The 14,382-nt window shown below is 59.4% G+C and carries 14 protein-coding genes; 6 read left to right on the plus strand and 8 right to left on the minus strand.

Annotation, left to right across the window (positions count from 1 at the left end):
- Positions 1 to 188: 188 nt before the first annotated feature.
- Together ACYJRZ_RS22695 and ACYJRZ_RS22700 are read right to left on the minus strand one after the other, a co-directional pair.
- Positions 189 to 593 (minus strand): RNA-binding S4 domain-containing protein, encoded by a 405-nt coding sequence (locus ACYJRZ_RS22695; protein ID WP_459462768.1) that lies wholly within the window; start codon positions 591 to 593, stop codon positions 189 to 191.
- A gap of 3 nt (positions 594 to 596) precedes the next feature.
- On the minus strand, positions 597 to 3,740 hold the full coding sequence (locus ACYJRZ_RS22700; RefSeq protein WP_459462770.1) for a helicase-related protein: 3,144 nt from the start codon (positions 3,738 to 3,740) through the stop codon (positions 597 to 599).
- Between the two features lie 1,256 nt (positions 3,741 to 4,996).
- On the opposite strand from ACYJRZ_RS22700, the gene ACYJRZ_RS22705 reads away from it, so the two are divergent.
- From ACYJRZ_RS22705 to ACYJRZ_RS22715, 3 genes are all read left to right on the plus strand, one after another.
- Positions 4,997 to 5,152 carry a DUF3309 family protein gene (locus tag ACYJRZ_RS22705; protein WP_075853478.1) on the plus strand — a complete coding sequence of 52 codons (156 nt, stop codon included), beginning with the start codon at positions 4,997 to 4,999 and terminating at the stop codon, positions 5,150 to 5,152.
- Between the two features lie 45 nt (positions 5,153 to 5,197).
- On the plus strand, positions 5,198 to 5,452 hold the full coding sequence (locus ACYJRZ_RS22710; RefSeq protein WP_459462772.1) for a YMGG-like glycine zipper-containing protein: 255 nt from the start codon (positions 5,198 to 5,200) through the stop codon (positions 5,450 to 5,452).
- Positions 5,453 to 5,598: 146 nt separating this feature from the next.
- On the plus strand, positions 5,599 to 5,769 hold the full coding sequence (locus ACYJRZ_RS22715; RefSeq protein WP_459462774.1) for a hypothetical protein: 171 nt from the start codon (positions 5,599 to 5,601) through the stop codon (positions 5,767 to 5,769).
- Positions 5,770 to 5,909: 140 nt separating this feature from the next.
- Here ACYJRZ_RS22715 and phbB read toward each other — a convergent pair whose 3' ends face one another.
- Together phbB and ACYJRZ_RS22725 are read right to left on the minus strand one after the other, a co-directional pair.
- Positions 5,910 to 6,635 carry an acetoacetyl-CoA reductase gene (gene phbB, locus ACYJRZ_RS22720; RefSeq protein WP_112336179.1) on the minus strand — a complete coding sequence of 242 codons (726 nt, stop codon included), beginning with the start codon at positions 6,633 to 6,635 and terminating at the stop codon, positions 5,910 to 5,912.
- Between the two features lie 163 nt (positions 6,636 to 6,798).
- A complete protein-coding gene (locus tag ACYJRZ_RS22725; RefSeq protein ID WP_459462776.1) occupies positions 6,799 to 7,980 on the minus strand; it encodes an acetyl-CoA C-acetyltransferase in 1,182 nt (393 codons plus the stop codon).
- 241 nt (positions 7,981 to 8,221) lie between these two features.
- Between ACYJRZ_RS22725 and phaR the strand changes: the two genes are divergently transcribed.
- Entirely contained in the window at positions 8,222 to 8,794 is a 573-nt protein-coding gene (phaR, locus tag ACYJRZ_RS22730; protein ID WP_112724155.1) for a polyhydroxyalkanoate synthesis repressor PhaR, read from the plus strand.
- A gap of 355 nt (positions 8,795 to 9,149) precedes the next feature.
- Here phaR and rpmF read toward each other — a convergent pair whose 3' ends face one another.
- The 3 genes from rpmF to mtgA all read right to left on the minus strand — a co-directional run bounded on the left by rpmF (position 9,150) and on the right by mtgA (position 11,075).
- Positions 9,150 to 9,335 carry a 50S ribosomal protein L32 gene (gene rpmF / locus ACYJRZ_RS22735; RefSeq protein ID WP_003543812.1) on the minus strand — a complete coding sequence of 62 codons (186 nt, stop codon included), beginning with the start codon at positions 9,333 to 9,335 and terminating at the stop codon, positions 9,150 to 9,152.
- 172 nt (positions 9,336 to 9,507) lie between these two features.
- On the minus strand, positions 9,508 to 10,155 hold the full coding sequence (locus tag ACYJRZ_RS22740; protein ID WP_459462779.1) for a glutathione S-transferase family protein: 648 nt from the start codon (positions 10,153 to 10,155) through the stop codon (positions 9,508 to 9,510).
- Positions 10,156 to 10,283: 128 nt separating this feature from the next.
- Positions 10,284 to 11,075, minus strand: a complete 792-nt coding sequence (gene mtgA / locus ACYJRZ_RS22745) for a monofunctional biosynthetic peptidoglycan transglycosylase (RefSeq protein ID WP_459462781.1) — start codon at positions 11,073 to 11,075, stop codon at positions 10,284 to 10,286.
- Between the two features lie 139 nt (positions 11,076 to 11,214).
- Between mtgA and ACYJRZ_RS22750 the strand changes: the two genes are divergently transcribed.
- Together ACYJRZ_RS22750 and ACYJRZ_RS22755 are read left to right on the plus strand one after the other, a co-directional pair.
- A complete protein-coding gene (locus tag ACYJRZ_RS22750; RefSeq protein WP_459462783.1) occupies positions 11,215 to 12,129 on the plus strand; it encodes a polyprenyl synthetase family protein in 915 nt (304 codons plus the stop codon).
- A gap of 229 nt (positions 12,130 to 12,358) precedes the next feature.
- Entirely contained in the window at positions 12,359 to 13,000 is a 642-nt protein-coding gene (locus tag ACYJRZ_RS22755; protein ID WP_459462785.1) for a LysE family translocator, read from the plus strand.
- A 25-nt stretch (positions 13,001 to 13,025) separates the two neighbouring features.
- On the opposite strand, the gene ispG is transcribed toward ACYJRZ_RS22755, so the two are convergent.
- A complete protein-coding gene (ispG, locus tag ACYJRZ_RS22760) occupies positions 13,026 to 14,279 on the minus strand; it encodes a flavodoxin-dependent (E)-4-hydroxy-3-methylbut-2-enyl-diphosphate synthase (protein ID WP_459462787.1) in 1,254 nt (417 codons plus the stop codon).
- Positions 14,280 to 14,382 lie beyond the last annotated feature (103 nt).

Raw genomic sequence — 14,382 nt, forward strand, 5'->3', positions numbered from 1 at the left:
ATCTAGCTTCCGCGGATGCGCAACCTGGAACGTCGCGCTTTTCCTCGGAGCCGAACGGGCAGACGAATGCATCACGCGCAAACGCGCCGTCCGGTTGGTTACCGGCAGGTTGATCGTGAGGTATCGACTTTGTCAGCGAATTTCAAGGACAAACAATCGCGAAACCCCTCTGCAACAGACAGAGTTTTCTAATCATCGTCAGAGGTGAGACGATCGATGGCGCGCCGATCCCTTTTCGTAGGCCTGCCGCTGCCCGGCGTCCGCAATGCCTGCTCGAAGGGAGTGAGGCGTTTTGTCTCATCCGGTGGCGGCGTCAGATCCTCGTAAAGCAGCCTGGCCTCCTCGAATGGACCTCTGCGATCGCCCGCTGCGCGCACGATCAGCACCACGTCTCGCCGCTCCAGCGAGAGCTCGATGCAGTCGCCGGCCTTGACCCCGAAACTTGACTGCACGATCCGCTCGCCATTCACCCGGACGCTGCCATTCTGCACATAGACCTGCGCCAGCGACCGGGACTTCACCATGCGGGCAAAGAACAGCCATTTGTCGATGCGCTGGCGCGAACCGGAAAATGGCTGTTTCTCGTCCGTCATGGCCTATTTCTTCATCAGCTCCTTAAGGGCAGCGAGCTTGGCGAAAGGAGAATCCGGATCGATCGGCTTTTCCTTGCGCGGCGGCTTGGCTTCGAAGCGCAAGGGCTGCGATGCGCCGCGATTGTTGCGATCATGCCGGTCGTTGCGGTCGCCACGTTCCTGACGATCACCCCGTTCGCCGCGATTGCCCTGATGCTGCGGACGACCGCCTTCGCGGTTGCCGCGCGGACCCTTATTGTCGCCGCCGCGAGCCTCACGATTGTCGCGTCCGTCACGACGATCACGGCCGCCTTCGCGATTGCCTTCACCGGCTGCCTGTTCGCCGCTACGGCGGTTGCCCTGGTAACCTCGACCTTCGCCTTGCTGGCCGCGGCGATCGCCGTGGCCACGGCCGCCTTGCCGCTGCTGATGGTCGTTGCGGCCACCCAGACGCCAGAGCAGAACCGGCTTCGGCTCTACGGGCTCTGCGGCAACTTCTGCAACGGCAACAGACTCTGCAGATACGAAGGCTTCCGTCTGATCAGGCGCCTCGGCGGGAGCGGCTGTTTCCTGCGAAACGGCTTCCACTTCCTTAGCCGGCTCGTCGCCAGCAGCGTCGGCATCATCGTGATCGGCCTTTTCCCCCGTAGTTTCCGCAGCCGGCGCGGCCGGCGTCGCGGCCGCATCCTGCTGGGCGAGAAAGACCGCAGCCTCTTCCGCCTTCACCGAATCGGCGCGATAACCGAGACCCTTGAGGATTTCCTCCATGTCCTCAAGCGTCGCGCCGAGGATGGAGAGCATCGCAGTCGTCGTGGTGAAACGACGGCCGTCATAAGCACCGTCGGGACGCGAAGTCTGGCCGGGCTTCCACTGCAACAGCGGACGGATGAGGTCCGCCAGACGTTCAAGAATATCGATTCGCACGGCGCGCTTGCCGAGGAACCGGAAGCCGGCGAGCTTGTAGAACATGCGCTCGTAGCCGGGATCGGTAACGACCGAGGTACGGCCGGCGGCGAGAACCGGGATCAGATCGCCATAACCCGGCTTATCCAGCCCATCGTTCTTCAGCGCCCAGAGCAGCGTGATGAGTTCGGCCGGAGCCGGCTTCAGCAGGGCGGGCACGAAAATATGATAGGCGCCGAAGCGAACGCCGTAGCGGCGCATCGAGGCACGCCCGTCCTGATCCAGGGACTTCACTTCTTCCGTGACGTCGCGCCGGAACAGAACGCCGAGATTCTCTACCAGCTGGAAAGCCAGCCCCTTGGCAAGGCCCTGCAAATCTTCGGCGCGCTGGAGATCATCCAGCGGCTTCAGGATGGTGCTGATATGATGGTTCACGAAGCGCTCGATACGGGCGGCGACATGATCGCGCGCATTGCCCGTCAGCTGCTCGTCGGCAAGCAGGATGACGCGCGGACGCATGACATGATCGCTGCCTGACAGACGCGCGACGGGATCTCCGAGCCAACGTACGAGGCCATCGGCGCTGATCGCGAGATCGCCATTGCCGGCCGCATGCAGACGTGCGGCACGTGCCTCGAACTCCAGCCCCAGCGCCTTCTGCGAGGCCGTCTGGACAGCCTTGGCATCTGGCCCTTCGGTCCCTGCGATAGGCGTGAACCGGAATCCGGTCAACTGTCCCACATGATGCCCCTCTACGAAGACATCTCCATTCACACTGATTTCAGCTTCCAGCATCGCATTCTCTCTCAGGCGCTTCATGAGCACAGATGTCCTGCGATCAACAAAGCGTTTCGTCAACCTCTCATGTAACGCGTCGGACAATCGATCTTCGATTTCCCGCGTCTTTTCTTGCCAGTGTGTCGGATCGGCAAGCCAGCCGGGCCGGTTCGACACATAGGTCCAAGTCCTTATCTGCGCGATTCGCGCCGAAAGCGTGTCGATCTCGCCATCCGTCCGATCGGCGCGGTGCACCTGTTCGGCCAGGAAATCCTCTTTTACCGTGCCATAGCGCACGAGATCGGAAAAGAGGGCGGCGATGAGATCAGCATGCTGGGCAGGCGTGATGCGCCGATAGTCGGGAAGCGCACAAGCCTCCCACAATTTCTCAACCCGAGCCGGGTTGCTGGCAAGATCGACTATCTCCAGATCGCGTGACAGATATTCCAACGCCTGCTGGTCTACTGCAGGCAGCGCCCGCGTCAAGCCCTGCACGCGAGGCGCGTCTTCCAAACTTGCACGCAACGCCGCGATCGAAGCGAAATCCAGATCCTTGCTGCGCCATTGCAGCACCTTGACCATATCGAATTCGTGTCCCTCGATCCGGCGCACGAGTTCGTCGTCGAAAGGATCGACTTGTCCCGTCACCCCAAAGGTGCCGTCCTTGAGATGACGACCGGCGCGACCTGCGATCTGACCGAGCTCGGCCGGATTGAGATTGCGGAACTGATAGCCGTCGAACTTACGGTCCTGGGCGAAGGCGACATGATCGACATCGAGGTTGAGCCCCATGCCGATTGCATCGGTCGCAACCAAATATTCGACATCGCCGGCCTGATAGAGGGCCACCTGCGCATTACGGGTACGTGGGCTAAGCGCGCCGAGGACGACGGCCGCGCCACCACGCTGGCGGCGGATAAGCTCCGCGATCGCATAAACTTCGTCGGCGGAAAAGGCGACGATGGCAGTGCGCTGCGGCAGCCGCGTGATCTTCTTCTGCCCGGCGTAGAAGAGATGCGACAGCCTGGGCCGCTCGAGAACAGTGATCCCAGGCAGAAGCTGCTCGAGAATAGGCCGCATGGTGCCGGCGCCAAGCAGCAAGGTTTCATCGCGGCCGCGCAGATGCAGAATGCGGTCGGTAAAAATATGTCCGCGCTCCAGATCGCCGGCAAGCTGCACTTCGTCGATCGCGACAAAGGAGGCGCGAGTCTCGCGCGGCATAGCCTCGACCGTGCAGACCGAAAAGCGCGCATTGGGCGGCGATATCTTTTCCTCGCCGGTCACGAGCGCGACATTCTGCGCGCCGACCTTCTCGACGACGCGCGTATAGACCTCGCGCGCAAGCAGCCGCAGCGGCAGGCCGATTACGCCGCTGCCGTGTGCCACCATGCGCTCGATGGCATAATGGGTCTTGCCGGTATTGGTCGGTCCGAGCACCGCGGTTACGCCGCGTCCGCTCAGGATCATGGGCTGCGAAGTCTGAGTCATAGGTCCGTGCATGGGCGAGAAACGGCCGTCTTCCGATCAGCCTGTTCCTCCTGGAGGAAACGAACAGATGACGACCATATGTGACAAAGGCAAGACCCGAATGAAAAAACAGATGCGGCAACATTCGATTTCATATTTGAGCGCCTCAACCATAAGCTACAATTACACTGCATCCCATGCGAGTCCTGGCGATTCCGGAACAGCCTGAGAACGAATCGGAGACGAATCGGTGACTCGACATAGTTCTTTATTTGTTCACTACAATATATGGATTTCAAGAGAAGGATTCACACCAAATACTGAATCATCCCTACGCGGCTTTTTTCCATACAAGAGAGTCAAGCAAAGAGGCCTCAGCCAAGGGGACTTTGCATCGTATCATGGTTAATGATCTGTAAATCATGACTTTTCCTGTGAATCCGCCAGCAGCCTTACATCGGCTGCCAGAGCCGGACCGAATCTGCGACTGATTGCAGCGACCTCCCGATTCCGTTTTGTTCTCCACAACATCTAGCGGTTTCTCGGCAAGGATAGACCGGACTCTGCATGGTTGAGATGCGAATCCGAGCCGAATCTGCGATTGCGGCTCGCCTTTTGGCGAGTGAAGCTATAATGAATCGATGAACGCACGCAAAGGCTGCATCAATTAACACATTGATCAAAGCCGGAACGAATCGGTGACGAATCGCGGATAGCAGCGGATACTGCATTTGTTCACGGCTAGATATTGTATCTTGCCGGACCAGCATCCCGACATGGAGATCGGCTCGAGCGGCGATACCGTTTCGGAGTCCTCTGCAAATTAACGAATCCGCCGGCGAACACACTACCTGAACGCCATTTGCCGGGTAGCATCCTTGTATGCGGCATGTCGGCAGACCGCCCAGCCGTTAACCAAAGTTCAAATGCAGAACGAATCGCCGACGAATCACAGACATCCGGCCTTTCTCGTTTCGTTCACCACAACCCATTGTATTTTAATTATATTTTAACCATACGGACGATTTAACGACACGTCCGTGATCCGTTGCGCGGCGCGATCATATTAACGTTTTATTGAGCGCTCCAACTGCCAGGCACGCGCATTTTTATTTCTTAGCCGGAACAATTACCGGACATGTAAGTTTCTATGAGCAGAATTGAGAAATCCGGCCCATTCACTGGACAGTTTTGAGCTGGAACGCTGGAAGGATAACGCCGCATCGAACAGCGATATTGGCGGGATATTCAAGCGAGGGACATGGAGGAGACATATCATGCTTGGTACGGTATTGCTTGTCATACTGATTCTGCTGCTGATTGGCGCACTTCCCAGCTGGGGTTACAGCCGGGCATGGGGATATGGCCCATCGGGTGGTCTCGGGCTTGTTCTCGTCATTGTCCTCATTCTGTTATTGATGGGGCGCATCTGATCCGCAGACATTGTTCAAACCTCGCAACATCAGGGAGCTAACACCATGAAGAAGATTATTGTCGCTGTCGCCCTTGTCGGCGCATTGGCGTCGTGCACGGCAACGGAAAAGGGTACGGCAATCGGCGCCGGCACCGGCGCGCTGATCGGTGGCGTCGCCACTCATAGCTGGGGCGGAGCCGCTGTCGGTGCGGTCGCTGGCGGCGTTGTCGGCAACCTCATCGGACGTTCGGAAGAGCGTCGCGGCTACTGCATCTATCGCGACCGTTACGGTCACCGTTACGAGGCTCGCTGCCGCTAAGGCATTACCTGACCGGCCGCCAGCGGCGGCCGGTCAGGATTAGCTCCTGGAAAAAATTCAGGGAGCGACAGTTCCTTCAATAAGATCTTCTTCCCCCCGCCATCGGTCACCGCGAGGTGGCAGTGTTTTGAGAAAGGAACGGCATCATGGCCGCAATCATCGCAAGCATTGCAGCACTCGTGCTTACCGGCACGACTTTTTATGCGCTCGCAAGCGCGGCGAGAGCCCGAGGCAAGGAAAAGCGGGAGGTTGCCCTTGAGGCCGTCGTCCTGGAATTCAAACCACGGCATCGGCAGCAGGCCTCAACAAGAGGATGATTTCCGGCTCAGCCCGGTAATTCCGTTCGGCATATAATGGATGTCATGGCTGAAGCGGTTCCGTAACTCTGAACCGCTCCATTTTTATTGCGCTCACGCAAGTCCCTAGCAGAAAACGGGCTGCGCTTTTCTTGAATTGATTAGACGAACAGCTGGCCGCCATTGGCAGATATGGTCGATCCCGTGATGAAACCGGCATCGTCGCTTGCCAGAAAGACGGCAATGCGGGCAATTTCTTCGGGTTCGCCAAGGCGTCCAACAGGGATCTGCGGAATGATGCGCTCGTTCAACACCTTTTCCGGGACCGCCAACACCATTTCCGTACCGATATAGCCAGGGCAGATCGCATTGACCGTGATGTTCTTGGCAGCCCCTTCCTGCGCCAGAGCCTTGGTGAAGCCGAGATCGCCCGCCTTGGCTGCGGAATAATTCGCCTGCCCCATCTGCCCCTTCTGACCATTGATCGAGGAGATATTGATGACGCGCCCGAAGCTGCGGTCGCGCATGCCCTGCCAGACGTGGTGCGTCATGTTGAAAAGGCCGGTGAGGTTGGTATTGATGACCTCGTGCCACTGCTGCGGCGTCATCTTGTGGAACATGGCGTCGCGGGTGATGCCGGCATTGTTGACCAGAATATCGACATGGCCGAGATCATGCTCGATCTTGGCAATACCCTTTCCGCAGGCCTCGTAGTCGGTCACATCCCACTTGTGAACGGAGATCCCGGTCACATCGTGGAAAGCACGGGCCTTCTCATCATTGCCGGCATAGGTTGCCGCCACCTTGTAACCCGCATTGTGCAGTGCCATAGAAATAGCCGCGCCGATGCCGCGCGTACCCCCGGTTACCAATGCCACTCTGCTCATGTGCCACTCCCCTTTTTTTGCTGCGGAGGCGGGACGCCCGAAGGTCGGGTCGCCCGCTCGCTTTCACCACTTCTTCTGGAAAATTCCTTTCAAAACGCCCCAGAGCAGGATGCCGAAACGTATGAGCGGTTTTCGGACAACATCATGCTCTATTTCTTAGATTCTAGAGCGCCTCGAAGCACATGGCGACACCCATACCGCCGCCGATGCAGAGCGTGGCAAGCCCCTTGCGGGCGCCGCGGCGCTTCATTTCGAACAGCAGCGTATTGAGGACGCGTGCGCCCGAAGCGCCGATCGGGTGGCCGATAGCAATCGCGCCACCGTTGACGTTGACGATCGACGTGTCCCAGCCGAGATCCTTGTTGACGGCGCAGGCCTGAGCGGCAAACGCCTCATTGGCCTCGACGAGATCGAGGTCGTTAACGGACCAACCAGCCTTCTCCAAAGCCTTGCGGGAGGCAGGGATAGGCCCCGTACCCATGATCTGCGGATCGACGCCGGCCGTCGCCCAGGAGACGATGCGGGCGAGCGGCTGAATGCCGCGACGCGAGGCTTCCGCCTCGGTCATCAGCAACGCAGCAGCGGCGCCGTCGTTGAGGCCGGAAGCATTGCCGGCGGTGACGGAACCCTCCTTGTCAAAGGCCGGGCGCAGCTTCGCCATGGCCTCCATCGTCGCGCCATGGCGGATATATTCATCGGCATCGACAATGACGTCACCCTTGCGGGTTTGGATAGTGAAGGGAACGATCTCGTCCTTGAAACGGCCGGCCTTCTGTGCGGCTTCAGCCTTGTTCTGCGAGGCAACGGCGAACTGATCCTGCTCATCGCGCGAAAGCTGCCATTGGCGAGCGATATTTTCGGCCGTGATGCCCATGTGGTAGCCGTAGAAGGCGTCCGTCAGACCATCCTTGATCATGGTGTCGATCATTTTCATGTCGCCCATCTTGGTACCGGAGCGAAGGTTCGCGGCATGCGGCGCCATCGACATGGATTCCTGACCGCCGGCAACGATGATCTTCGCGTCGCCCGTTGCGATCTGCTGCAAGCCCAGCGCCACGGCACGCAGGCCGGAACCACAAAGCTGGTTCACACCCCATGCGGTCGCTTCCTGCGGAATGCCGGCCTTCATTGCGGCCTGGCGGGCTGGATTCTGCCCTTCACCGGCTTGAAGCACCTGGCCGAGGATCACTTCGTCGACTTCCTTGGCATCGACGCCGGCACGCTCCAGCGCGCCTTTGATCGCCGCAGCGCCGAGTTCATGAGCCGGAACGGTCGCGAACGCGCCGTTGAACGAACCGACGGCAGTGCGCGCTGCGCTGGCGACGACGATGGATGAACTGCTCATGGAAGCCTCCTCACAGAATGAACACGTATATGAGGCGAAACTGTCAAAGCTTTGCTCTTGAGTCAAACAGCAAGAATTTTCATTGCGCAGATTTCACGAAGCTGTCACCGCCTTCAAAAAAGGCAATCACGGGAAAGGCCTTGCCGCATCGCACAAACCGATTGTCACCAAGCTTCTTTTGCGTCTACACTCCGAGGTGGAGGAGTTTCCATACAATCAGACGGGGCCAGGAGACTGATAAATGGCAAAGAATGAGGGCCAGATCGTAATCAAGAAATACGCCAATCGCCGCCTATACAATACCGGCACCAGCACCTATGTGACGCTGGATGACCTGGCGGAGATGGTGAAGAAGGGCGAGGAATTCATCGTCCAGGACGCCAAAAGCGGTGAAGATATTACGCATTCGGTCCTGACACAGATCATTTTCGAACAGGAATCGAAGACCGGCAACACGCTGCTGCCGATTTCCTTCCTCCGCCAGCTGATCGGCTATTACGGCGATCAGATGCAGATGGTGGTGCCGAGCTTCCTCGAACATTCCATGCGCGCCTTTACCGAGCAGCAGACGCAGATGCGCGAACAGATCAATCGCGCATTCGGCGAAACGCCGCTCGGCAAGAACCTGCAACTGCCCATGCAGATGGTCGAAGAGCAGGTCCGTCGCAACACCGAGATGTTCCAGCAGGCCATGCAGATGTTCTCGCCCTTCATGAAGCCGCCGGCCAAGGAAAGCCGCAAGGCCGAAGCCAAGGATATCGATGAACTGAAGGAACAGCTCCGCGCTATGCAGAGCAAGCTGGATAGCCTTTGAAATCAGGCAACGCGCTCCTGAATGCTTGGAAAGTTTTTATCCCCTCTGTCACTGACGTGACATCTCCCCCCACGCGGGGGAGATCAGCAACTTGCAGAAATCCTCGCGCCTCAAGCGAATATCGCATCCGCGGAACTGCAGTTATTGATTTGGTGAGAACAGACAGCATGCTCCCGACGATCTCCCCTTGGGGGGAGATGTCCCGAAAGGGACAGAGGGTGTATCAGAGCCACACCATATCGCGCGGCCGCGTTTTTCCCATCCGTTGGTTCACTTCCAGCATACCCCAACTACAAACAGAAAAAGGCCGGCGAATCGCCAGCCTTTTCATTCATGCCATCAAGGCAGCGCTGGATTATGCGCTTTCCTTCGGCGTCAGAACCTGACGGCCGCGATACATGCCGGTCTTCAGGTCGATGTGGTGCGGACGACGCAGTTCGCCGGAGTTCTTGTCTTCGACGTAGGTCGGAGCCTTCAGGGCGTCAGCAGAGCGGCGCATACCGCGCTTGGACGGGCTCGTTTTTCTCTTCGGTACAGCCATTCTCGTTACTCCATGTACGGACGAAACATATCCACGGCCAGCAAGGCGGCCGAAATAGACATGCATCAATTTCGGAAATTGGGCGGGCTTATACATGGCTTGACGGGCTTTGACCAGTCCCCAATAGCATTTTTTGCCCGCTGCGCCAGATTGGCGGATAGTCGAGACCGATTCAGTCTTCATCCTCCGGCACGGTCCACGTTTCTTGCAATGCCGCTTCCTCCCATTTTTGCCAGGCGGGAAGCGCCTTCATGGCCGCCATATAGTCACGCGTATCTGCCGCAACCGCGATGTCATATCGCTCCAGGCGGCTGACGACAGGCGCAAACATGGCGTCCGCACCAGAAAAGGCCCCGAACAGGAAAGGTCCACCCGAAAAGGCTCGCGCCTCGCGCCAGATGGTCTCGATGCGCGCCACGTCCTTCGTTACCCCATCGGGTAGATCGCGGCGGCCGATCGGGCGACGCATGTTCATGGGGCAGAAGTTGCGCAAGGCACTGAAGCCGGAAACCATTTCCATGCTGTAGGATCGCGCCAATGCACGCGCCTGACGATCCCTCGGTAGAAGCCCCGCATCCGGGAAAAGCTCGGCCGCATATTCGATGATGGCGAAGGATTCCCATACCTTGAAGCCGCCGTGAACCAGCATCGGCACCTTGCCCGTCGGCGACACCTCACGAATGCGCGGATTTCCAGCTGGGAAATCGAAGGGTATCAGCACTTCCTCGAAAGGGATGCCGCAGCCTTCGAGCGCGATCCACGGCCGGAACGACCAGGAGGAATAATTCTTGTTGCCGATATAGAGAGTGAGCTTGTCCACGATCATTGTTTCCTTTTCAGCGCCGGAACCCGAAGGGGAGGAGTTCTTTGAAATGATTCAAACCCGTCCTTACATCACAGCCAAGGATGCCAGATGAAGACAAGCCGATCGAACGACAAGTTCTGATATCAGTCATAAAGGCATTTGATGTATGCATCGGCATTGCGCGCGCGGCGCTGGATCAACGAGGCGAGCTGGCTGAGTCCCCGTCCCGGCTTGCTTGCCACCCGATCGATCGGGTTGGGGAGCGAGACGGCAAGGAGGGCCGCCTGACGTGCCGTGAGCTTGGAGGCCGGCACTTTGAAATGGTAGCGTGCTGCCGCCTCTATGCCATAAATGCCTGGTCCCCACTCGGCAATATTGAGATAGATCTCCATCATCCGGCGTTTCGACCAGACCGCCGAGGCGGAAACCGCGAGCGGCAATTCCAGCGTCTTGCGAACGAAAGAGCGGCCATTCCATAAAAACAGGTTCTTCACTGTCTGCATCGGGATCGTGCTGCCGCCGCGGGTGGACCTGCCGCGCAACGTTTCCTGGACCAGCGCCCGCATCTCGCCCCAATCGACACCGCCGTGAAAGCAGAACTGCCCGTCTTCCGAGACCATGACGGATTTCACCAGCACCGGCGCGATTTTATCCAGCGGAACCCAGCGGCGATCATATCCCTGAAGGGTAATGGCGTCGCCTACCATCAGGGTGGAAACAGGATGGACGAACGGCAGCAGATAAAAGACGATGAAGAGATAGGGCAGCAGAAGGATGCCGATCACTATGAGGACGACGCGCTGCCAGATTGGCCTTGCCTTGAAGCGCGCCAAGGGGGAGGAGCGTTGCGGCACCTCGGCTTCCTCCTCCTCATTATCGGTCGATATGTCCAAGTGCCTGACGTCCACGATCGCTCCCTCCCGGTACAACCCCATAATGCATCCGGGAAACGCTCTGATGCTGCAGCCCCGTCATACCGTCTACACAAAGCGATGACCAGAGTGCGGCGCAATTCCCACCTCGTCGTCGACAATTGTCGTTGCCAGCAACGGCCTCTCATGCCAAACAGCGCCCATGGACAGCACCCATTCCTCATTCGAGAACCGCCTTAAGGACAATGCCAGCAAGATCGAGGCACTGCTGGCCCGGCTTCTCACCGACGGCAGCCTGAATGACGAGATCGTGCGCCCCGACAGGCTGCTGAGCGCCATGCGCCACGGCGTCCTGAATGGCGGCAAGCGGCTGCGTCCCTTCCTTGTCATGGAATCGGCTGCCCTTCTCGGCGGCAATGCCGAGGCGGCATTGAGGGTCGGCGCCGCGCTCGAATGCGTACACTGCTATTCCCTCGTACATGATGATCTTCCGGCGATGGACGACGATGATCTGCGCCGCGGCCAGCCGACCGTGCACATCGCTTTCGACTACGCCACGGCGATTCTGGCCGGCGACAGCCTACTGACCTACGCCTTCGATATCATCGCGGCACCCGAAACGGAGCTGCCGGCAGATCGGAAAATGGCGCTCGTGCTGGCATTGTCGCGCGCAGCCGGCATCGGCGGCATGGCCGGCGGCCAGGCCCTCGATCTCGCTGCCGAGAAGGAAGCGCCCGACGAAAAGGGCATCACCACGCTGCAGGCGATGAAGACGGGCGCGCTGATCCGCTTTGCCTGCGAAGCCGGCGCCATCATCGCTGGCGCCTCGGCCGAAGACCGTAAGCGTCTCAGGACCTTCGGCGAAAAGATTGGCCTTGCCTTCCAGCTTGCCGACGATCTTCTCGACCTGACCGCCGACGCCGCCACCATGGGCAAGGCAACCGGCAAGGATGCCGGCCGCGGCAAGGGTACGCTGGTTGCCCTGCACGGGCAGGAATGGGCGGAAACGACGCTCCTAAGGCTGGTGGGCCAAGCAGCCGGCCTGCTGTCCGGCTATGGCAGCAAGGCGGACGTCCTGACGGAAACCGCCCGCTTCGTTGCAAACCGCAAAAGCTGATCCCGAAGCAACTTGGTGGTGCTGTCGGGGCGAGCCAGCCGCTCGGCAACAGCCATCGGCCCGTGGCTGTTCAGCCATGGCCATTCATTCAGTCATGAAATGTCACCATCACAAGAATCCATGACTGCGCCGGGTGATTTCCGCCGCGATCTATGACACATTCCGGTTCCGTATTGGCCTGTAGACGCAGAATTCTCCGCGCCGGCCGAACACCCCCGGGAAATCTTCCATGCACGAGACCCTTGCCTATCTACCGCAGATCCTGCCGGCCTATATCGCCTACATAATTGCCGTCGTCAGTCCCGGCCCCGCCATCATGGCCATCATCGGCACCTCGATGACCCATGGCCGCAAAGCCGGCATGACGATCTCGCTCGGGATATTCGGGGGATCGATGACCTGGGCGATTGCCGCAGCGGCAGGCCTTGCGACGCTGCTGCAGACCTATGCGATGGCGCTGGAAGTTCTGAAGATCTTCGGCGGCATCTACCTGCTCTATCTCGCCTACAAGGCATTCCGTGCCGTGCGTGCCGGCAGCGAGCTGCCGACCGCTGTCGAAGGCCCGAAAACGCCCAGCTTCAAATCGCTGGTCCTGCGCGGCTACGGCATTCACGTGACCAATCCCAAGGCGATCTTCGCATGGCTCGCCATCATCGCGCTCGGCATGCCGCAGGGCGCACCCGCTTCCGTAGCGGTGCTGATCATCGCCATCTGCGGCACGACCGGTCTTCTGGCGTTCATGGGCTATGCGATCCTGTTTTCGACATCGCATGCGCTGAAAGTCTACCGCAATGCCCGCCGCTGGATCGAGGGCGCCATGGCCGGCTTCTATTGCTTCGCCGGCATCAAGCTGCTGACGAGCAACATCTGATCCAGCCTCGACTTTAGGCGGCGGATCACTCCGCCGCGACGTTCTTCCGGCCGAATCGCTTTTCGATATAGTCGGTCACCAAGGCCTCAAAATCGGAGGCGATGTTCGGGCCGCGCAGCGTCATGGCCTTTTGGCCATCGATGAAGACGGGGGCGGCCGGGGTCTCGCCGGTGCCAGGCAGCGAAATGCCGATATCGGCATGCTTACTTTCGCCAGGACCGTTGACGATGCAGCCCATGACGGCGACGTTCAACGCCTCGACACCCGGATATTTCTCACGCCAGATCGGCATGTTCTTACGGATGTCGTTCTGGATATTCTGCGCCAGCTCCTGGAAGACCGTCGAAGTCGTGCGGCCGCAGCCGGGACACGCCGCAACCACCGGGATGAACTGCCGGAAACCCATGACCTGCAGCAGTTCCTGCGCCACCTGCACCTCGCGGGTGCGATCGCCATTCGGCTCAGGCGTCAGCGAGACCCGGATCGTATCGCCGATGCCATGCTGCAGCACATAGCCCATGGCGGCAGAGGAAGCGACGATGCCCTTCGAGCCCATGCCGGCTTCGGTGAGGCCCAAATGCAGCGCATGGTCGGAACGCTCCGACAGCATGGAATAGACGGCGATCAGATCCTGCACCTGGCTGACCTTAGCCGACAGAATGATGCGGTTGCGCGGCAGGCCGATCTCCTCGGCAAGATCGGCGGAGATCAGCGCCGACTGCACGATGGTCTCGCGCGTCACCTGCCGGGCAGAGAGCGGTGAGCCTTCGGCAGCGTTCTTGTCCATCAGTGCAGTCAGCAGATCCTGATCGAGCGAGCCCCAGTTGACGCCGATGCGCACCGGCTTGTCGTAGCGGATCGCCATCTCGATGATTTCGGCGAACTGCTTGTCCTTCTTGTCCTTGAAGCCGACATTGCCGGGATTGATGCGGTATTTTGCCAGCGCCTCGGCGCAGGCAGGATGATCGGCGAGCAGCTTGTGGCCGATATAATGAAAATCGCCGATCAGCGGCACATCCATGCCGAGGCGCAACAGCCGCTCGCGGATCTTCGGCACGGCGGCAGCGCTTTCATCGCGATCGACGGTGATGCGCACGAGCTCCGAGCCGGCTTTGTAGAGGGCTGCCACCTGCGCGACGGTCGAATCGATATCGGCCGTATCGGTATTGGTCATGGACTGCACGACGACGGGGGCACCGCCGCCGACGATCACGCCGCCGACATCGACGGCAACGGAGGAACGGCGCGGTTTCGGATCGAAATCGGTGGCGGACGACATGGAAAGCTCTCGCAGGCCTCGAAAATGGGTGTCTTTCACGTGGATCACGGAGCGGTCGTTGTCAACCGCTCCGGCAATCTCTTTTGATCGAATGGAGCCCACC

The organism is Rhizobium sp. No.120 (genome assembly GCF_054558365.1).